This window comes from Mesorhizobium sp. ES1-6 (assembly GCF_020164775.1).
GTDB lineage: Bacteria > Pseudomonadota > Alphaproteobacteria > Rhizobiales > Rhizobiaceae > Mesorhizobium.
The window spans coordinates 535,205-553,789 of record NZ_JAIUGU010000002.1; the positions used below are offsets into that span (position 1 = coordinate 535,205).

Consider the following 18,585-nt stretch of genomic DNA (forward strand, 5'->3'; position numbering starts at 1 on the left):
CCGCATGTCCTTACTCCGCCTCGTCCGCCGATGCGGCGTTGAGGAGGCCGTATTTCTCCTCGCCTATCGAGGCAAGCAGGTCGAGTTGCGTCTCGAGGAAGTCGATATGGCTTTCCTCGTCGGTGAGCAGTTCCTCGAACAGTTTCATCGTCACGTAGTCGCCCGCTTCCTCGCAGATTTCGCGCGACCGCTTGTAGGCGGTGCGCGCGTCATATTCACCGGCAAGGTCGGATTCCAGCACTTCCTTGACGTTCTGGCCGATGCGCAGCGGCGCCACGGACTGCAGGTTGGGATGGCCTTCAAGGAAGATGATGCGAGCGACGAGCTTGTCGGCGTGGTGCATCTCCTCGATCGATTCGGCGCGCTCCTTCTTGGCCAGCTTGGCGTATCCCCAGTCTTCGAGCAGACGGAAATGCACCCAATATTGATTGACGGCTCCAAGCTCAAGGAACAGAGCCTCGTTAAGCCGCTCGATGATCTGCGGTTCGCCTTTCATGGGTTCTGCTCCCGTATTGGACGCGCAGGCCTCTCACGCGATCCAGGTGTGAAACGATGTCCACGCCGCTCGCCTGCGAGCGGGCGTGGTAGTTCTCGGTGACCCGAATGATCGTTTCCACCACATTTGGGAAGCAGCCGCAACAGCGACCTCGCTTGTGCATGGCGTGATAGACCTTTGCCGGCACGATGAGCTGCCAGGAATCCTGATCCAGCAGGCCGATGATCGTCTGCTCGATCTCCTTCTCGGTGATGATGTTGCAATGGCAGATCAGCATTTCGTCGCTCTGGCTGACGGCGCTCCTATGCGCCGTTTGGCTGGGTGGCAGGGCTTACTTGAACACCTTGTCGGGTGCGTCGAGGCTGTCGGACCCCTCGAAGGCGATGTTGTTCAGCTTCAAGGCGCCGACGGCACGTTCGATCGACTTGGTCTGGTCGATCAATGCGTCGATCGCCGCCTGCACGGTGGCGTTGCCTGCGGTATTGCCTTCGGCGATCTGCTGGTCGTAGGCCTCGCCGGCCAGCGCCCGCGCCTTGATCGCGTCCATCTTGGCGACCGAGACGTCGAGCTTGCCGGTCAGTTCCTGGTCGATCGCCGGATCGGCAGCCTTGACCATGTCATGCACCGAGGGACCCGAAACGACGGTGCCGTCCAGCCTGGTGTAGCTGGCGAGATAGGCGGCGCGGATACCGACGGCATCATAGAGATGAGAATTGTAGGTGTTGTCGGAGAAGCAGTCATGCTCCTCTTCGGGATCATGCAGCAAGAGGCCGAGCTTCATCCGCTCGCCGGCCAGTTCGCCGTAGGAGAGCGAACCCATGCCGGTGAAGATCACCGAAATGGCCGTGTTCGGCTCGCCATCGACCAGGTTCTTGCGCGCGGCGCCGTCTTCCTTCCAGTTGCCGACCATCTCCTGCAGGTCGGAAACCAGAAGGGTGCTGGCGGATTTCAGATATTCGGCGCGGCGGTCGCAATTGCCGCCGGTGCAATTCTTGAGGTCGTAATCGGTGTAGGGGCGCTCGCCGGCGCCCGGGCCGGTGCCATGCAGGTCCTGGCCCCAGAGCAGAAATTCGATGGCGTGATAGCCGGTGGCGACATTGGCCTCGACGCCGCCGGCCTCCTGCAGCGTGCCGGAGAGGAATTCCGGCGACAGCTTCGAGGCGTCGACCTTCTTGCCGTTGATCTCGATCTCCTTGTTGGCGATCACATTGGCCGTGTAGAGCGAATTCGCGTCCGATTCGGTGCCGTAGCTCTTGGCGACATAGTCGATCAGGCCTTCGTCCAGCGGCCAGGAATTCACCTTGCCTTCCCAGTCGTCGACGATCTTGTTGCCGAAGCGATAGACCTCGGTCTGCTGATAGGGAACGCGCGCCGCCTTCCAGGCGTCGCGGGCGGCATTGAGCGCTTCCGCCGACGGGCTGGCAAGCAGTGCGTCGACCGCCTTGTCGAACGCCTGCGCCGTGGTCAGCGAATCCTCGTATTTGGCGAGCCCGATGTCGGCATAGGTCTTGATCACGGCCTTCGTATCGGTCTCCGCCTTGGCCGGCAGCACGAAAACCGCCGCCGTCAACATTGCCGTGGCACTGATCGCAGCCAGCCTGCCGCCATATCGTGCTGTCATCATCACTCTCCAGGTCAAAGGGAATTCGGTAAAAGGCGCGCGCGCCAAACGGTGCCGGGACACAGGCACGCCATGCGGCACTAGGGATGCCGCGCCATTGCGCGGCTCACGGAAGAAAGACACCAAATGCCTCCAATCGAACGGGTTCAAGGCCCAAACATCAAAGGGATGCGCTGACGCGCGAGCCTCCATAAAGCGACGGTGGCGCCGGAAGTCAACTGGCCAACCGCAAAAAAATCAATTGAAACAATACTTTAGAATTATTCTAAACTAGGATTATCAACTTTAAATCACATCGCCCGCAGCTATCGCTGAGGAGGACGAGATTGACAGGGGCCGTTCCGGATGCGACCCGGACAAGGGCTCTCGCGGCGGCGGTGGACAATCGCCAGGTGGCGTCACGTCCTAGATTTGAAACAGGAATTCGGGTTGCGATGAAGAACGGCGTTGTCATTGTCGGTGCGGGTCATGCGGGCGTGCAAGCGGCGGCAAGCCTGCGCGAGGACGGCTATGAAGGGCCGGTGATCCTCGTCGGCGACGAGAGCGAGCTGCCCTACCACAAGCCGCCGCTGTCGAAGACCTTCATCAAGGATGTCGAGGCCAAACCGCAACCCTTGCGCGGCGAGGCCTTCTACACCGGCAACGCAATCGACTACCGGCCCGGCATCAGGATCGACCGTATACACACCGGCCGCCGCAGCCTTGACATATCGAACGGTGGCGAGCTTGCGTTCGACCACCTCATCCTGGCGACCGGGTCGAGGCCGCGCCTCCTGCCGCTGCCGGGGGCCGATCTGTCCGGCGTTTTGTCGCTGCGCTCGCTGGCCGACGCGCGGCTGATCCGGGAGTTGAGCGCGCACAGCGAAGATGTCGTCATCCTCGGCGGCGGCTTCATCGGGCTGGAAATCGCCGCGACGCTGCGGGCGGCAGGCCGCACCGTAACGGTTGTCGAGGCGGTCGACCGGCTGCTTGGCCGCGCCGTGGCGCCTGTCGTGGCGAGCCATGTCCGGCAGCGGCTGGAAGCGACCGGCGTGCGCATCCTGACCGGCACCACCGTTGCAAGCCTCGAAGGTGAAAACGGCCACGTCAGCGCCGTCGTCATCTCGTCAGGCGAAATTCTGCCGGCGCGCATGGTCATTGTCGGCATCGGCGCCGTGCCGAATGTCGAACTGGCGCAGGAAGCTGGGCTCACGATCGCCAATGGCATTCGCGTCGATCAGCAGATGCGCAGTTCTGTGCCGCAAATCCTGGCCATCGGCGACGTCGCCTCCTATCGGCACTGGTTCACCGGCGGTGATGTCAGGCTTGAATCGGTGCAGAACGCCACCGACCAGGCGCGGCTTGCCGCGCGCACCATATCAGGCCATGCCGACGCCTATTCAGCGGTGCCGTGGTTCTGGTCCGACATTGGCGACATGAAGCTGCAGATGGTCGGCCTGACATCAGGAGGCGACAGCCATGTCGTACTCGGCGACCTGCCCGACAACAAATTCTCGATCTACCACTATGCCGGCGACCGGCTGCTCGGCATCGAATCCGTCAACCGCCCCGGCGACCACATGCTTGGCCGCAAGATGCTCGGCGCCGGCTTCTCGCCAACGCCGCGGATGGTGGCCGGGGGCCCGGAAGAGCTAAAAGCAGCATTGGCTGCGTTTCAGCAGGACGATCCTGCCCGCGCCGCGAGCTAAAAGAAGCCGGGAACCTTGGCAAAACGCCTTGGCGATCTTATCATAAATTGATAATATTTGATAAGATGAAAGGTTGCTCTCATGCCTGCGAGCTATAGCATCGGCCCCCGCTACGAAACATTCGTGCGCGAACTGGTCGAAAGCGGCCGCTATGCCAGCGCCAGCGAAGTCGTGCGCGATAGCCTGCGCTTATTGGAGGAACGCGAGGAGCAGCGCCAAGCGAAACTTGCCGCGCTGCGTGAGGACATCCGCATAGGCGTCGAAAGCGGACCAAGCATTCCGGCCGACAGCGTCTTTGATCGCTTGGAGAAAAAATACAGCGGTGGAACCCGCAAATAATGGCTCTCAGTTTTGCCCCTGCCGCAGTGCAAGACATTGAGGAGATCGGCGATTACATCCATGCTGAAAATCCGGCCGCCGCTTACCGTCTAATATCCGCGCTTCGGGAACGATGTGGCCGCATAGCGAATGCGCCACGTGGGGGCGCACCTCGTTCCGCGCTTTGGCCTGGTCTGCGCTCCGTCGCGTTCCAGAAATATGTGATCTTCTACATCGCTCAAGGCAACGACGTGCGTGTCGAGCGCATCTTGCACGGTGCCCGCGATATCGCGGGCATTTTCGACGAAGGCAAGATGCCCAAAGACATGTGACGCGGAACGCCCGTCCTCGTGGCTCAGGCCGCGCACACCTCTCGGATCGAGCTTTCCAGTATGTCGAGCGCTTCGTTCATCACTTCGTCCTGAATGGTGATCGGGGCCAGGAAACGGATGACGTTGCCGTGGACGCCGCAGGTCAGCAGGATCAGGCCCTTGTCGAGCGCCTTCAGCCGGATGGCGTTGGCGATCTCGGCCGAGGGCAGCCCCTTCTTGACGTCGTTGAACTCGACCGCGTTCATGAAGCCGAGGCCCCTGATGTCGACGATCTCGGGCACGTCGTCGCGGATCGACTGCAGGCGCTGCTTCAGCCGCGCGCCCAGTGTGTTGGCGCGATCACAGAGCTTCTCGTCCTCGATGACGTCGAGCACGGCGTGCGCCGCGGCCACGCCGATCGGGCTGCCGCCATAGGTGCCGCCGAGGCCACCAGGGCCAGGCGCATCCATGATCTCGGCGCGGCCGGTGACCGCCGACAACGGGAAGCCGCCGGCCAGGCTCTTGGCCATGGTGGTGATGTCGGCAGCCACCTCGTGGTGGTCCATGGCGAACATCTTGCCGGTGCGGGCAAAGCCGGTCTGCACCTCATCGGCGATCAGCAGCATGCCATGCTGGTCGCAGAGCTTGCGTAGCGCGGTCAGGAATTCGCGCGGCGCCTCGTAGAAACCGCCCTCGCCCTGCACCGGCTCGACGATGATGGCGGCGACGCGGGCCGGATCGACATCGGCCTTGAACAGCCGGTCGAGCGCGGCCAGTGAATCGGCCACCGACACGCCATGCAGCGGCACCGGGAACGGCGCGTGGTAGACGTCGCCCGGCATGGCGCCGAAGCCGACCTTGTAGGGCACGACCTTGCCGGTCAGCGCCATGCCCATGAAGGTGCGGCCATGGAAGCCGCCGGCAAAGGCGATGACAGCCGGACGGCCGGTGGCGTTGCGGGCGATCTTGATGGCGTTCTCGACGGCTTCAGCGCCGGTGGTGACGAAGATGGTCTTCTTCTCGAACTTGCCGGGCAGCATGGCGTTCAGCCGTTCGGCCAACCTGACATAGCTTTCATAGGGCACGACCTGGTGGCAGGTATGGGTGAAACGGTCGAGCTGCGCCTTGACTGCCTCGATCACCCGGGGATGGCGGTGGCCGGTGTTGACGACGGCGATGCCGGAGGAGAAATCGATGTAGCGGCGGCCCTCGACGTCCCAGATCTCCGAATTCTCGGCCCGATCGGCATATATCTGCGTGGTCATGCCGACGCCGCGCGAGATCGACTGGTTCTTGCGTTCGGAAATGGCGGAGTTCTTCATCATGTCCCTCACCGGGCCATCCCTCATCGAGATGGGGCCCGTTCTGTTTGATGCCGTTGAGTTCCCTTCTGGCCTTATTTCAGATTTTCCTCAAGCCGGCACCATCACCGGGTCGATTGGGCCTGACTTAACCAGCCTGGCGATACGCGTACGAGACCGGTTTCCTTTTTTTCGGGATCGACTATCCTTCTGATATCCGCGAGGGATCGCGCTCAGCGACCTTCACGCGGCCGAGGGGAACCATGAGCAGGAACGCGACATCGTCCGTCTCGCCGCCATCCGTCGAAACCGTCGGTCTTTTGTCTTTTCCAGCCGTTTCCGTCGTCGCCTGTACAGTCCTGATGCTGCTGTCCGGTTGCCAGAAACAACAACAGGCGGAAGAGAAAAAGCTGCCGATCATGGTGCGCACCGAGACGGCGACGATGTCGGATTATGCGCCGAGAACCTCGCTGACCGGAGTGATCGCGGCGCGTACGCTGAACAATCTGTCGTTCCGGGTCGGTGGCCGCGTCGCGGAGCGGCTTGTCGATGTCGGCCAGCATATCGATCAAGGGACGGTACTTGCCCGCATCGATCCGCAGGAGCAGGAGTCCGATTTGCGCTCCGCACAGGCCGATCTCGATGCCGCGCAGGCGCAATTGACCCAGGCCGCGGCCACTTTCGAGCGACAAAAGACGCTGCTTGCCCAGGGCTTCACCACCAGGCGCGATTATGACACCGCCGACCAGGCGCTGAAGGTCGCGCAAGGCAGCGTCGATGCCGCGCGGAGCGCGCTCGCCAATGCCCAGCAGAACCTGTCCTTCACCGAGCTCAAGGCCGGCGCCGCGGGGGTCATCACCGCCCGCCAGGTCGAAGCCGGCCAGGTGGTGCAGGCGGCGCAGACCGTCTTCACCGTCGCCGAGGACGGCGACCGCGACGCGGTGTTCAATGTGCAGGAGACGCTGGTTGCCAAAACGCCGGCTTCTCCCGCGGTGACGATCACGCTGTTGTCCGACCCGCAGGTCAAGGCAACGGGCAAGGTGCGCGAGATCTCGCCGGCGGTCGACCCGGCTTCGGGCTCGATCAGGGTGAAGGTCGCCATTCCCGACACGCCCGCTGGCATGCCTCTGGGAGCGGCCGTCATCGGCTCGGTCAGCGCCAAGCCGGCGAAGGCGATCCTGTTGCCATGGCAGGCACTGACCTCCAGCGCCGGCAAACCCGCGGTGTGGATCGTCGACCCATCGACCAAGGCGGTGACGATGGCCCCGGTCGAGGTGCTGGCGTTCGATTCGGGCACGGTGGCGATCGCCAAGGGATTGGACGAGGGCCAGAGCGTCGTTACATCGGGCGGACAGTTGCTCAGCCCCGGACAGACCATCGAGATATCGGGGGCGGCGCAATGAAGCGATTGCCAGCCATCCTGCTTGGCCTTGCCGCGCTTGGCCTGCTCGCAGCCTGTTCGAAACCGGACGAGAAGCCGCCGGAGATCATCCGGCCGGTGCTGTCGGTGGTGATCGAGCCGCGCACCACGCAGACTTTCGGCTTTGCCGGCTCGGTCGAGCCGCAGGTCAGTGCCGATCTTGCCTTCCGCCTGCTCGGCCGCGTCGTCTCGCGCGACGTCAAGGTCGGCGACATCGTCAGCAAGGGCACGACCATCGCGGCACTCGATCCGACCGCTCTGGAGCTGGCCGTCCAGGCGGCCAAGGCGGAACTCTCCAATGCGCAGGCGCAATTCGCCAATGCCGCCGCAAGCGAGGAGCGTCAGCGCCAGTTGCTGGCCTCGGCCAATACGTCGCAGTCGGTCTTCGACGCCGCGCAGCAGGCACGCAAAGCCGCCGAAGCCAGTGTCGAGCGGGCCAAGGCCTCGCTGGCCAAATCGCAGGAACAGCTCGGCTATGCCAGACTATTCTCCGATTTCGACGGCGTCGTTACCGCCGTCGGCGCCGAGGTCGGCCAGACGGTCTCGCCCGGGCAGACGGTCGTGACCGTGGCGCGCTCGGACTTGCGCGAGGCGGTGGTCGACATTCCCGACCAGTTGACCGGCGATCTCTCGGCCGGCACGCCGTTCCAGGTCATCCTGCAGTCGCTGCCGACGATCCAGACCGAGGCCAAGCTGCGCGAGATCGCGCCCCAGTCCGAGGGTTCGACCCGCACGCGGCGCGTCAAGCTGACGCTCACCGACCCGCCGCAGGCGTTCAGGCTCGGCTCGACGGTGACGGCGACCCGGATGACCAAGGTGACGCCGACGATCGAACTGCCGATGTCGGCGCTGCTCGAAAAGGACGGCGCCGACAAGGTGTGGATCGTCGACCCGCGGACATCGAGCGTGAGCGCGAAAGAGATCAAGGTCGCGTCGAAAAACGGCGGCACCTTCACCGTGGCTGAAGGGCTCGAGGCCGGCACGCGCGTCGTCACCGCCGGCGTCCACAGCCTCGTCGAAGGCCAGAAGGTCAAAGTGCCCGAAGGAGGGGCCTCATGAAGGGCTTCAACCTCTCGGACTGGGCGCTCAACCACCGTTCGCTGGTCTGGTATTTCATGCTGGTCTTCGTGGTGGCTGGCATCTTCTCCTATCTCAATCTCGGCCGCGAGGAAGACCCCAACTTCACCATCAAGACGATGATCATCCAGGCCAACTGGCCGGGCGCCTCGGTCAAGGAGACGGTGCAGCAGGTCACCGACCGCATCGAGAAGAAGCTCGAGGAACTCGACAGCCTCGACTACACCAAGTCGGTTACAACCGCCGGCCAGACGGTCATTTTCGTCAACCTGAAGGACACCACCAAGGCGCGCGATGTCGTGCCGAACTGGCTTCAGGTGCGCAACATGGTCAACGACATCAAGGCGCAGTTTCCGCAAGGCGTGCAGGGACCGTTCTTCAACGACCGCTTCGGCGATGTCTACGGCAACATCTATGCCTTCACATCGGATGGGCTGACGCCACGCCAATTGCGCGACTATGTCGAGGATGTCAGAACCAAGATCCTGACCGTGCCCAATGCCGGCAAGGTCGATCTGGTCGGCGCGCAGGACGAGGCGATCTATCTCGAATTCTCGACCCGCCAGATCGCGGCGCTTGGCCTGAACCAGCAGGCGATCGTGGCCAGCCTGCAGGCGCAAAACGCGATCACGCCGTCCGGCGTCATCCAGTCGGGGCCGGAGCGCATCAGCGTGCGCGTCGGCGGCCAGTTCACCTCCGAGGAGAGCCTGCGGGCCATCAATCTGCGCGTCAACGATCGGTTCTTCCGCTTGAGCGACGTGGCGACGATCACGCGCGGTTATGCCGACCCGCCGACGGCGCTGTTCCGCTTCAACGGCCAAGACGCGATCGGGCTTGCCATCGGCATGAAGCCCAACGCCAATCTGCTCAAATTCGGCGAAGCGCTGCATGAGGAGATGAACAAGGTGCTGGCCGATCTGCCGGTCGGCGTCGGCGTGCATCTGGTCGCCGACCAGCCTGTCATCGTCGAGGAGGCCGTCTCAGGCTTTACGCGCGCGCTGTTCGAGGCGGTTACGATCGTGCTTGCCGTCTCCTTCATCAGCCTCGGCATGCGCGCCGGCTTCGTCGTCGCCCTGTCGATCCCGCTGGTGCTGGCCATCACCTTCACGGTCATGGAATATCTCGGCATATCGCTGCAGCGCATCTCGCTCGGCGCGCTGATCATCGCGCTCGGGCTGTTGGTCGATGACGCGATGATCGCCGTCGAGATGATGGTGGCGCGTCTGGAGGTTGGCGACAGCCTGCGCAAGGCGGCGACCTATGTCTACACCTCGACCGCCTTTCCGATGCTGACCGGAACGCTGGTGACGGTCGCGGGCTTCATCCCGATCGGGCTAAACTCGAGCGCTGCCGGCGAATACACATTCACCCTGTTCGTCGTCATCGCGGTGTCGCTGCTGGTGTCATGGATCGTGGCGGTGCTGTTCGCGCCGCTGCTTGGCGTGACCATCCTGCCGGCGACGATGAAGACCAAGCATCACGACCAGCCGGGCCGCTTCACGTCGCTGTTTCGGCGCGTGCTTGTCGGCTCGGTGCGCCATCACTGGCTGACGATCATCGTGACCGTGCTCCTGTTCGCTGGCTCGATCGCCGGCTTCGGCCTGGTGCAGCAGCAATTCTTCCCGCCTTCCGACCGGCCGGAGCTGATCATCGACTGGAACCTGCCGCAGAACTCGTCGATCACCGAGACGCGCGACCAGATGGAGCGCTTCGAACAACGCGCGCTGGTCGGCAATCCCGACATCGACCACTTTTCCTCCTATATCGGCCAGGGCGCGGTGCGCTTCGTGCTGGCCTATGACGTGCAGCCGGCCAATCCCTATTTCGGCCAGACGGTGATCGTCACCAAGAGCATCGAGGCGCGCAACCGGGTGAAACCGGCGCTGGAGAAGCTGCTGCGCGCGGAGTTCGTCGGCACCGACGCCTTCGTCAAGCCGCTCGAGCTTGGGCCACCGGTCGGGCGTCCGGTGCAATACCGCGTCAGCGGCCCCGATATCCAGACCGTGCGGGAACTGGCGCAGCAATTCGCTGGCCTCATCTCGTCCAATCCCAAGCTTGCCGCCCCCACCTTCGACTGGAACGAACCGCAGCGCGTGCTGAGGGTCGACGTGCTGCAGGACAAGGCGCGGCAGCTCGGCATCACCTCCTCCGACATCGCCAGCGCGCTGAACAGCACGGTCGGCGGCGCGACCATCACACAGGTGCGCGACGCGACATACCTGATCAATGTGGTGGCCCGCTCGCGCGAGGCCGAACGCGGCTCGATCGAGACATTGCAGAACATGCAGCTGCCGACCAGCACCGGCGAGGCGATCCCGCTCGCGGCGGTCGCCAACTTCCGCTACGATCTGGAACAGCCGACGGTGTGGCGGCGCGACCGCATCCCGACCATCACCGTGCGCGCCGGCCTGGTTGGCGACGTGCTGCCGGCGACCGTCGTCAACGAGCTGAAACCATCGGTCGACACCTTCGTCGCCAAGCTGCCGCCCGGCTATTCGGTCGAGACCGCCGGCTCGGTCGAGGAAAGCGCCAAGAGCCAGGGGCCGATCGCCGCCGTGGTGCCGCTGATGCTGTTCGTCATGGCCACCATCCTGATGGTGCAGTTGCAGAGTTTCCAGCGCCTGTTCCTCGTGGTGGCGGTGGCGCCGCTCGGGCTGATCGGCGTGGTGGCGGCGCTGGTGCCAAGCGGCGCGCCGCTCGGCTTCGTCGCCATTCTCGGCGTGCTGGCGCTGATCGGCATATTGATCCGCAACTCGGTCATCCTGATCGTGCAGATCGAGGATCTTGCCGCCGAAGGCAGGGATCGCTGGGCTGCCGTCATCGAAGCGACCGAACATCGCATGCGGCCGATCGCGCTGACGGCGGCCGCCGCGAGTCTCGCGCTGATCCCTATCGCGCGCGAAGTGTTCTGGGGGCCGATGGCCTACGCCATGATGGGCGGCATCATCGCCGGCACGGCGATCACGCTGCTGTTCCTGCCGGCGCTATATGTGACTTGGTTCCGCATCAAGGAGCCGAAGGACCAAGCCGAGCCACCCGTCCTGGAGACCGGCGAACCGGTGCAAGTTCAGACCTGAGGCGTGCCGGATCATTCATTGTCGTTGGAGGATGCCGGGCGCGACTTGGCGCGCTGCCATGGCGATGATTTCGAGGTGCGCCAGGCGTGCCAGCCTTCCGGCAAATCCGCCAAGGCCAGAAGACTTTCATCCCGCCGCAAAACGCTTTGCAAGCTGACGATCATTGCGTCGCCTTCGTCAACAGGCCCAGTTTCGCTGGTGTGGAATTGCCAAGCGCCATCATCATCGTCATGCGAGACATATGCGATCCAGTCGCCGCGGGTAACTATGCCCCTATCTAGAAACACCGCGACGTTGGGAGGGTCCGGAAACGTCCATTTCTCCACGGGAGCTCCTCAATAAACGGCTGGTTTCGCGTACAGGAAAATTCAAGCGGTTCTGACAAACCCATCGCTGGCCCGCAGCAGGTTGCGCGTATAATCCTTTGTCACACGGCGCTCGACCAGATCGTTGGCCACCAGATTTTCAACTGCCTCGCCGCCTTGCATCACCATCAGCCGCTCGCACATATGGGTGATGATGGCGAGGTCGTGGCTGACCATCAGGAAGGTCAGCTTGCGCCGTCGGCGAATCTCTTCCAGCAGGTTGAGCACTTCCGCCTGCACCGAGGCATCGAGCGCCGAGGTCGGCTCGTCGAGCAGCAGGATCGAGGGTTCGAGGATCAGCGCGCGCGCGATCGCCACGCGCTGGCGCTGACCGCCCGACAATTGGTGCGCGTAACGGAAGCGAAAACCGTTGCCGAGGCCGACCTCGTCGAGCGCGCGTTCGATCCGCCTCTCGCCATCGGCAAAACCGTGAATAGCAAGCGGCTCCTGCAGCAGGCGGTCGACGGTCTGGCGCGGATGCAGCGAGCCGTAAGGATCCTGGAAGACCATCTGCACTTCGCGGTAAAAGGCCTTGTCGCGGCGCGCGCCGAGCGTCTTGCCGTTGACGGCGATGCTGCCGGAGGCGACCGGCGCGAGGCCGGCGATGGCCCGCAGCAATGTCGATTTGCCGGAACCGGATTCACCGACCAGGCCAAAGGATTCGCCCGGCTGCACATCGAGGCTGACGCCCTTCAGCGCGCGAAAACGGTCGAAGATGACCTCCAGCCTGTCGACGGTGATCGCTGATGTCATGCCGCCCACTCCGGCTTGCGGTCGAGCACCGGCAGCGGGTGACGGTCGGCGCCGATCTTGGGCATGCAGTTGAGCAGGCCGCGCGTGTAGGGATGCTGGGCCTGACCCAATTCCGAGGCCTTGAGCTGCTCGACCACCTTGCCGGCATACATGACGATGACGCGGTCGCAGAAGGAGGAAACCAGGCGCAGGTCGTGCGAGATGAAGATCAGTCCCATGCCGCGCTCACTGACCAGCCGGTCGAGGATGCCGAGCACGTCGAGCTGTACGGTGACGTCGAGCGCCGAGGTCGGCTCGTCGGCGATCATCATTTCCGGCCCGGCGATCAGCATCATGGCGATCATGGCGCGCTGGCCCATGCCGCCGGACACTTCGTGCGGATGCAGGTCGAAGACGCGTTCGGGATCGCGGATCTGCACCGCCTCCAGCATGGCCAGCGCGCGTTCTCGCGCCTCGGCCTTGCCGACCTTTTCGTGCGTGCGCAGCGTCTCGACGATCTGACGGCCGATGCTCATCACCGGGTCGAGCGAGTATTTCGGATCCTGCAGGATCATGGCGATGCGGTTGCCCCGCAACGCCCGACGTTGACGCGGCGAAATGCCGAGCAGGTCGATGCCGTCGAAGGCCAATTTTTGTGCCGATATCCTGGCCTGCGGCGGCGTCAGGCCCATGATGGCGCGGCCGGTCTGCGACTTGCCCGAGCCGGACTCGCCGACGATCCCCAGCCGCTCGCGGCCGAGCGAAAAGGAGACGCCGCGCACCGCCTCGATCATGCCGGTGCGGGTCGGGAAGGTGACGCGCAGATCGTCCACCTCAAGCAGTGTCCCCGCCTGGCCGCTCATTGGTCGCCGCTCCGGGGATCGAGCGCGTCGCGCAGGCCGTCGCCGAGCAGGTTGAAGCCGAGGCTGACGATGAGGATGGCAAAGCCAGGCGCACCGGCCACCCACCACTGGTCGAGGATGAAGCGGCGGCCCGACGCGATCATGGTGCCCCATTCGGGCAGCGGCGGCTGCGCGCCGAGGCCGAGGAACCCGAGACCGGCGGCGGTGAGGATGATGCCGGCCATGTCGAGCGTCACGCGGATGATCAGCGAGGAGATGCAGAGCGGCATGATGTGGCGCAGCACGATGCGGAAGGGCGAGGCGCCCATCAGCTGTACGGCCTTGATGTAGTCGGAGTTGCGCACCGTGAGCGTCTCGGCGCGAGCGATGCGCGCATAGGGTGGCCAGGAGGTGATGGCGATGGCGAGCACCGCGTTCTCGATGCCGGGGCCAAGGGCGGCGACGAAGGCCAGCGCCAGCACCAGCTTTGGGAAGGCAAGGAAGATGTCCGTGATGCGCATCAGGATGGCATCGGTCCAGCCGCCGGCATAACCGGCGACAGTGCCGACCAGCAGGCCGATGGGGGCGGCGATGACAGCGACCAGGATAACCACATAAAGCGTCCAGCGCGAGCCGTAGAGGATGCGCGAATAGATGTCCCGGCCGAGATCGTCGGTGCCGAACCAGTGCTGCGCGCTCGGCGCCAGCAGCCGCGCATTCTTCAGGTCGCCAAAGGTCGGCGAATACGGCGCCAGCACATGGGCAAGGGCGGCGACGAGCAGCAGCGCGATGATGATCAGCAGGCCGACAAAGGCCAGACGATTGGCGGAAAAACGCCGCCACGCGACATAAGCGCGACCGAGCCTCGCCTGCATGCGCGAGGCCGGCCGCTCGCTGAGGAGCCAGTCACGACGGCTCTGGACGGCGTCGGCGCTCATCCTGTCTTCGTCCTCGGATCGAGCACACGGTAGAGCAGGTCGGACAGAAGGTTGATGGCGATGAACACCGAGCCGATGACGATGGTGCCGCCGAGAACCGCGTTCATGTCGGCATTCTGCAGCGAGTTGGTGATGTAGAGGCCGATGCCCGGCCACGAAAACACGGTCTCGGTCAGCACCGAGCCTTCGAGCAAGCCGGCATAGGAGAGCGCGATCACCGTCACCATCGGCACGGCGGCATTGCGCAGCGCGTGGCCCCAGATGATGCGGGTTTCCGACAGGCCCTTGGCGCGCGCGGCGACGATGTATTCCTGCGCCAATTCGTTGAGCATGAACGAGCGCGTCATGCGGCTGATATAGGCGAGCGAGAAATAGCCGAGCAGCGAGGCCGGCAGGATGATGTGCCGGAAGGCGTCGTAAAAGACGTCCCACTGCCCCTGCATCGCGGAGTCCAGCAGATAAAAACCGGTGATCGGCGTGAAGGTGTATTCGTAGACGACGTCGAGCCGTGCCGGGAAAGCCACCCATTGCAGTTTGGCGTAGAACAGCACCAGGGCCAGCAGACCCAGCCAGAAGATCGGCACGGAATAGCCGATCAGGCCGATGATGCGCACGATCTGGTCAATCAGGCTGCCGCGCCGGACGGCGGCCAGAACGCCGAGCGGTACGCCAAACAGCGCGCCGATCAGCGTCCCCAATGTCGCCAGTTCCGTGGTTGCCGGAAGGGCGCGCCTGATATCGGTCATGACCGGATTGGTGGTCAGCACCGAAGTGCCGAAATCGCCGCTCAGCGCATGTTTCACATAGATATAGAACTGCTCGATCAACGGCAGGTCGAGACCCATCTCGCGGCGCGTGCGCTCGACGACATTGGCCGGCGCCCGGTCGCCCAGCACCGCCAGCACCGGGTCGATCGGGATGACGCGGCCAATGAAAAAGGTGACGGCGAGAAGACCGAGATAGGTCGTCACCGCGATGACCAGGAAGCGGCCAATCGCCGACGCAATGGCGACGGCGCGGGCGCTGCCGCGCCCGCCTTCGTTTTCAACAGCGCTCATGCGGCGCGTCCGCGGACGCTACTCTTTCGAGACCGGCCCGACGAAGTTGGTGTCGAAGCTCGGGCCAAGCGCGAAACCCTTGAGGTTCTTGCGCAGGCCGGCGACTTCCAGCTGCTGGTGGATGACGACGAAGGGGCTGGTGTCGAGAATCTTCTTCTCGAGATCCTTGTACATATCCGCGCGCTTGCCCGAATCCTTCTCCAGCAGCGCCGCTTCCGTCTGCTTGGTCAGGTCCGGAATGTCCCAGGCATTGCGCCATGCCAAGGTCTTGGTCTTGCCCGCATCCGAATTGTCCGGGTTGGAGGCAAAGGTCTGGGCATTGGAGTTCGGATCGAAATAATCCTGGCCCCACTGGCCGATATAGATGTCGTGGTTGCGGGCGCGGTATTTGGTCAGCGTCTGCTTGCCGTCACCAGGGATGATTTCCAGCTTGATGCCGGCCTGGCCGAGCGTCTGCTGGATCGATTCCGCCATGCCGGTGGTCGGCTGGCCGGTGCGCACGTCCATGGTGACGCTGAAGCCGTCGGGCAGGCCGGCCTTGGCCAGCAATTCCTTGGCCTTGGCGACGTCGAGCTTGAACGGGTTTTCGTCCAGTTCACCCAGCACGCCTTTGGGCAGGAAGGTCTGGTGGATTTCGCCGATGCCCTTGAGGATGGTCGTGCTCAAGGCATCATAGTCGACTAGGTATTTGAAGGCCTGACGGACCTCGGGTTTGGCGAGGTTCGGGTTCTTCTGGTTGAGGCTGATATAGTAGACGGTGCCTTTCGGCGCGCTGGTGGTGGTGAGGTCGGCGTTCTTGGCGATGGCGTCGAGGTCGTTCGGTTCGAGGTTGCGGGCAACGTCGATGTCGCCGGCTTCGAGTGCCAGGCGCTGCGCCGAGCTTTCCTTCATGTTGCGGTAGATGACGCGGGCGAGCTTGGCCTTCTCGCCGTAGTAATTGTCGTTGCGCTCCATGACGACGGCTTCGTTGGCCCGCCATTCGCGCAGCTTGTAGGCGCCCGAGCCGGCATAGCCCGTTTTCAGCCAGGCGTTGCCGAAGTCGTTGTCCCATTTGTAGTCGGCGCTCGGCGTGACCGCCGCGACATGTTCCTTGACCAGCTTGGCGTCGACCACCGAGGCGACAGTCGCCGACAGGCAGTTCAGCACGAAGCTCGGCGCATAGGCCTTGTCGACGATGAACTGGAAGGTGGTGTCGTCAACCGCCTTGGCCTTCTCGGTGACGTTGTCGCCGCTGATGCCGAACTGGCTGATGATGAAGGCCGGGCTCTTGTCCAGCTTGACCGCGCGCTCGAAGGACCAGGCGACGTCGGCCGCCGTGATCGGATTGCCGGAAGCGAATTTCAGGCCCGGCTTGAGCTTGAACGTATAGGTCAGGCCGTCGTCCGAGACAGTCCAGCTGTCGGCGAGATCGCCCTTGACCTTGGAGGTGTCGCTGAGGTCGAGGCGGACAAGAAGGTCGTAGGTGTTGCCGGTGACCTCGGCGGTCGACAGCTCGAACGCCTCGCCCGGATCCATCGAGATGATGTCGTCGATGGCAAAACCTTCGACCAGCGTGTCGGCGGGGGTGACCGCGCCAGCCGGGGCGCCGGCCAGAAGCAGCGCCGACATGGCGGCGCCAGCAAGCAAGATGCGGGATCGTAGAGCGAGCTTTTCCATCATCATGATGATTGTTCCCTGTTTTGTTGTTTGTTGACCTGAGTTCCCGGCTCAGGATTGCGGTGTTCTTTTCGGAGCCTATGGCAGCCCTCGACCCCTTACCGTCGTGGTTTTTGTCCAATTGGTCAACAGCATATCCGGCGGCCTGTTGGTGGGCAACGAGCATTTAGGCGACGGTGCATTGGACCAGAATGGCGGGCGGCGTGTCGACGCATATGCCGGGCAATCGAGGGCATCGATCGAGAAAATCCGCTAGAGCGGTTCAGCGTTTGATGGAATCTCCGACCCGCTCTAGATGTTTGTTTCCACGCAATTCCCAAGGGGAAGCGCTACGCGCTTCTCCCGGGAAAACCGTTACACACTTTACCTGGAATTTCTCTAAATTTCGGAGTTATTTCAGCGCCGCAACGAGGCCGGCGTCGGGGAAGCAGGTTGCAGCCTGACCATTCTTTTCCTGCCATTTGCCGATCGAGCGGCGGGTCTTGAAGCCGGGCAGGCCGTCGGCGCTGCCGACATCGTAGCCCTTGGCCTCCAGGGCCCGCTGCAGGGCGGCGATGTCGGAGCGGTGGAGATCCCCGACAGGCCCCCAACCGCCGGAAAAAGTCTGATCGCCATGGGCGATGCGGTCGGCACCATGGCCGATGAACAGCGCATAGAGGTCGCTGGTGTTGTATTCCTTCAGCACGTAGAAATTGGGGGTGGCGATGAAAGCCGGCCCACTGCGCCCGGCAGGCATCAGCAGGAACCCTTCCGCCTTCAGCTCGCTGGCCGGGAACGGCTTGCCGCCGACGCGTTCGATGCCCATGGCGGCCCATTGCGAAATCTTTTTGCCCTGGTCCGGACCCTCCAGCGAACAGGTCACACTCTCGGGCACAGTTACCTCGAAACCCCAGCCGCGTCCCCTGACCCAACCATAGTGGACGAGGTAGTTGGCGATCGAGGCGAGCACGTCAGGCGTCGAGGTCCAGATGTCGGCGCGGCCGTCGCCGTCGAAATCGACGGCATTCTTGAGGAAGGAGGTCGGCATGAATTGCGGCTGGCCGAGCGCACCGGCCCAGGACGACTTCATCGCACCGACCGGGGCCAGCCCGCGCTGCACGATTTCCAGCGCCGCCAGGAGTTCGGTGCGGAAGAAATCCTTTTTCGTCGACATGAAAGCCTTGGTGCCCAGCACTTCGAAGGCATCGTAGGGCATCTTCGCCGCGCCGAAGCCGGTCTCGCGGCCCCAGATCGCCAGAAGGATCTCGCCCGGCACGCCATAGCGCTTTTCGATCGCGGCAAGCGTCTTGGCATTGGCGGCTTCGCGGGTGCGTCCGCCCGATGTCACCGCGCGAACCGTCTTCTCGGCGAAATAGGCGCCGGGCGAACCGAACTCGGCCTGGTGCTGCTTCCGCGGTGTCTTCGGCTTCTCGCCGGGCATGACAAGGTCGGGGAGTTTGAGGTTCGGCTTCACGCCGTTGAACGCGGCGTCGAAGGTCGCCTTGGAGATGCCCTTCGCCTTGGCTTCGGGCCAAAGGTCGGTTTGCAGCCAGGCGCGGAATTGGTCGTCGATCTTGGCGGCGGAGGCGGGCAAGGCGATCAGGGCAAAGAGCGCGGCAAGGAAGAATGCAAGGCTGAACTTGCGAAAGCCGCGCGTGGCGTGCCCCACCCGCTTCGAAGGATGCATTTCGATCATTGGGCGCATC

17 protein-coding genes are annotated in these 18,585 nt (G+C 63.6%); 6 read left to right on the top strand and 11 right to left on the bottom strand.

The window, feature by feature from the left end; translation table 11 throughout:
- Window positions 1-10: 10 nt before the first annotated feature.
- From bfr to LB564_RS07255, 3 genes are read right to left on the bottom strand one after another with little or no spacing between them, the layout of a single operon-like run.
- Window positions 11-496 (bottom strand): bacterioferritin, encoded by a 486-nt coding sequence (gene bfr / locus LB564_RS07245; RefSeq protein WP_140706286.1) that lies wholly within the window; start codon window positions 494-496, stop codon window positions 11-13.
- Window positions 462-773 (bottom strand): (2Fe-2S)-binding protein, encoded by a 312-nt coding sequence (locus LB564_RS07250; protein WP_224536195.1) that lies wholly within the window; start codon window positions 771-773, stop codon window positions 462-464. Before LB564_RS07250 ends, bfr begins: the two co-directional genes overlap by 35 nt.
- Window positions 774-827: 54 nt before the next feature.
- A complete protein-coding gene (locus tag LB564_RS07255) occupies window positions 828-2,117 on the bottom strand; it encodes an imelysin family protein (RefSeq protein ID WP_224536695.1) in 1,290 nt (429 codons plus the stop codon).
- 434 nt (window positions 2,118-2,551) lie between these two features.
- Here LB564_RS07255 and LB564_RS07260 point away from each other — a divergent pair, with 434 nt between their 5' ends.
- From LB564_RS07260 to LB564_RS07270, 3 genes are all read left to right on the top strand, one after another.
- Complete coding sequence (locus tag LB564_RS07260) at window positions 2,552-3,805, top strand: NAD(P)/FAD-dependent oxidoreductase (protein WP_224536197.1); 1,254 nt, start codon at window positions 2,552-2,554, stop codon at window positions 3,803-3,805.
- A gap of 81 nt (window positions 3,806-3,886) precedes the next feature.
- On the top strand, window positions 3,887-4,144 hold the full coding sequence (locus LB564_RS07265; RefSeq protein ID WP_140706292.1) for a type II toxin-antitoxin system ParD family antitoxin: 258 nt from the start codon (window positions 3,887-3,889) through the stop codon (window positions 4,142-4,144).
- Window positions 4,144-4,455 carry a type II toxin-antitoxin system RelE/ParE family toxin gene (locus LB564_RS07270; RefSeq protein WP_140706294.1) on the top strand — a complete coding sequence of 104 codons (312 nt, stop codon included), beginning with the start codon at window positions 4,144-4,146 and terminating at the stop codon, window positions 4,453-4,455. Before LB564_RS07265 ends, LB564_RS07270 begins: the two co-directional genes overlap by 1 nt.
- A gap of 23 nt (window positions 4,456-4,478) precedes the next feature.
- Here the strand turns inward: LB564_RS07270 and LB564_RS07275 are convergent, their stop codons facing one another.
- Entirely contained in the window at window positions 4,479-5,756 is a 1,278-nt protein-coding gene (locus LB564_RS07275; RefSeq protein ID WP_140706599.1) for a 4-aminobutyrate--2-oxoglutarate transaminase, read from the bottom strand.
- A 242-nt stretch (window positions 5,757-5,998) separates the two neighbouring features.
- On the opposite strand from LB564_RS07275, the gene LB564_RS07280 reads away from it, so the two are divergent.
- The 3 genes from LB564_RS07280 to LB564_RS07290 are packed head-to-tail and all read left to right on the top strand — an operon-like array spanning window position 5,999 to window position 11,309.
- A complete protein-coding gene (locus LB564_RS07280; protein ID WP_140706296.1) occupies window positions 5,999-7,138 on the top strand; it encodes an efflux RND transporter periplasmic adaptor subunit in 1,140 nt (379 codons plus the stop codon).
- Complete coding sequence (locus LB564_RS07285; protein ID WP_224536198.1) at window positions 7,135-8,214, top strand: efflux RND transporter periplasmic adaptor subunit; 1,080 nt, start codon at window positions 7,135-7,137, stop codon at window positions 8,212-8,214. The genes LB564_RS07280 and LB564_RS07285 overlap by 4 nt, the downstream gene beginning before the upstream one ends.
- Window positions 8,211-11,309 (top strand): efflux RND transporter permease subunit, encoded by a 3,099-nt coding sequence (locus tag LB564_RS07290; RefSeq protein ID WP_140706300.1) that lies wholly within the window; start codon window positions 8,211-8,213, stop codon window positions 11,307-11,309. The genes LB564_RS07285 and LB564_RS07290 overlap by 4 nt, the downstream gene beginning before the upstream one ends.
- Before the next feature lie 11 nt (window positions 11,310-11,320).
- Here the strand turns inward: LB564_RS07290 and LB564_RS07295 are convergent, their stop codons facing one another.
- The 7 genes from LB564_RS07295 to LB564_RS07325 form a co-directional block, all read right to left on the bottom strand.
- Window positions 11,321-11,635 (bottom strand): hypothetical protein, encoded by a 315-nt coding sequence (locus LB564_RS07295; protein ID WP_140706302.1) that lies wholly within the window; start codon window positions 11,633-11,635, stop codon window positions 11,321-11,323.
- Between the two features lie 42 nt (window positions 11,636-11,677).
- Window positions 11,678-12,427 carry an ABC transporter ATP-binding protein gene (locus LB564_RS07300; RefSeq protein ID WP_140706304.1) on the bottom strand — a complete coding sequence of 250 codons (750 nt, stop codon included), beginning with the start codon at window positions 12,425-12,427 and terminating at the stop codon, window positions 11,678-11,680.
- Entirely contained in the window at window positions 12,424-13,269 is an 846-nt protein-coding gene (locus LB564_RS07305; protein WP_140706306.1) for an ABC transporter ATP-binding protein, read from the bottom strand. Before LB564_RS07305 ends, LB564_RS07300 begins: the two co-directional genes overlap by 4 nt.
- Window positions 13,266-14,186, bottom strand: a complete 921-nt coding sequence (nikC, locus tag LB564_RS07310; RefSeq protein ID WP_140706308.1) for a nickel transporter permease — start codon at window positions 14,184-14,186, stop codon at window positions 13,266-13,268. The genes LB564_RS07305 and nikC overlap by 4 nt, the downstream gene beginning before the upstream one ends.
- Window positions 14,183-15,244 (bottom strand): ABC transporter permease, encoded by a 1,062-nt coding sequence (locus tag LB564_RS07315; RefSeq protein WP_140706309.1) that lies wholly within the window; start codon window positions 15,242-15,244, stop codon window positions 14,183-14,185. Before LB564_RS07315 ends, nikC begins: the two co-directional genes overlap by 4 nt.
- A gap of 18 nt (window positions 15,245-15,262) precedes the next feature.
- Window positions 15,263-16,906: an ABC transporter substrate-binding protein gene (locus LB564_RS07320; protein WP_140706311.1), complete on the bottom strand. Its 1,644-nt coding sequence runs from the start codon at window positions 16,904-16,906 to the stop codon at window positions 15,263-15,265.
- Between the two features lie 385 nt (window positions 16,907-17,291).
- Window positions 17,292-18,566: a lytic murein transglycosylase gene (locus LB564_RS07325; RefSeq protein WP_224536697.1), complete on the bottom strand. Its 1,275-nt coding sequence runs from the start codon at window positions 18,564-18,566 to the stop codon at window positions 17,292-17,294.
- Window positions 18,567-18,585: the final 19 nt, after the last annotated feature.

Excerpts from the sequence above, each read along its gene's own strand:
- bfr (WP_140706286.1), bottom strand. The coding sequence starts at position 496 with ATGAAAGGCGAACCGCAGATCATCGAGCGGCTTAACGAGGCTCTGTTC.
- LB564_RS07250 (WP_224536195.1), bottom strand. The coding sequence starts at position 773 with ATGCTGATCTGCCATTGCAACATCATCACCGAGAAGGAGATCGAGCAG.
- LB564_RS07255 (WP_224536695.1), bottom strand. The coding sequence starts at position 2,117 with ATGACAGCACGATATGGCGGCAGGCTGGCTGCGATCAGTGCCACGGCA.
- LB564_RS07260 (WP_224536197.1), top strand. The coding sequence starts at position 2,552 with ATGAAGAACGGCGTTGTCATTGTCGGTGCGGGTCATGCGGGCGTGCAA.
- LB564_RS07265 (WP_140706292.1), top strand. The coding sequence starts at position 3,887 with ATGCCTGCGAGCTATAGCATCGGCCCCCGCTACGAAACATTCGTGCGC.
- LB564_RS07270 (WP_140706294.1), top strand. The coding sequence starts at position 4,144 with ATGGCTCTCAGTTTTGCCCCTGCCGCAGTGCAAGACATTGAGGAGATC.
- LB564_RS07275 (WP_140706599.1), bottom strand. The coding sequence starts at position 5,756 with ATGAAGAACTCCGCCATTTCCGAACGCAAGAACCAGTCGATCTCGCGC.
- LB564_RS07280 (WP_140706296.1), top strand. The coding sequence starts at position 5,999 with ATGAGCAGGAACGCGACATCGTCCGTCTCGCCGCCATCCGTCGAAACC.
- LB564_RS07285 (WP_224536198.1), top strand. The coding sequence starts at position 7,135 with ATGAAGCGATTGCCAGCCATCCTGCTTGGCCTTGCCGCGCTTGGCCTG.
- LB564_RS07290 (WP_140706300.1), top strand. The coding sequence starts at position 8,211 with ATGAAGGGCTTCAACCTCTCGGACTGGGCGCTCAACCACCGTTCGCTG.
- LB564_RS07300 (WP_140706304.1), bottom strand. The coding sequence starts at position 12,427 with ATGACATCAGCGATCACCGTCGACAGGCTGGAGGTCATCTTCGACCGT.
- LB564_RS07305 (WP_140706306.1), bottom strand. The coding sequence starts at position 13,269 with ATGAGCGGCCAGGCGGGGACACTGCTTGAGGTGGACGATCTGCGCGTC.
- nikC (WP_140706308.1), bottom strand. The coding sequence starts at position 14,186 with ATGAGCGCCGACGCCGTCCAGAGCCGTCGTGACTGGCTCCTCAGCGAG.
- LB564_RS07315 (WP_140706309.1), bottom strand. The coding sequence starts at position 15,244 with ATGAGCGCTGTTGAAAACGAAGGCGGGCGCGGCAGCGCCCGCGCCGTC.
- LB564_RS07320 (WP_140706311.1), bottom strand. The coding sequence starts at position 16,906 with ATGATGATGGAAAAGCTCGCTCTACGATCCCGCATCTTGCTTGCTGGC.
- LB564_RS07325 (WP_224536697.1), bottom strand. The coding sequence starts at position 18,566 with ATGCATCCTTCGAAGCGGGTGGGGCACGCCACGCGCGGCTTTCGCAAG.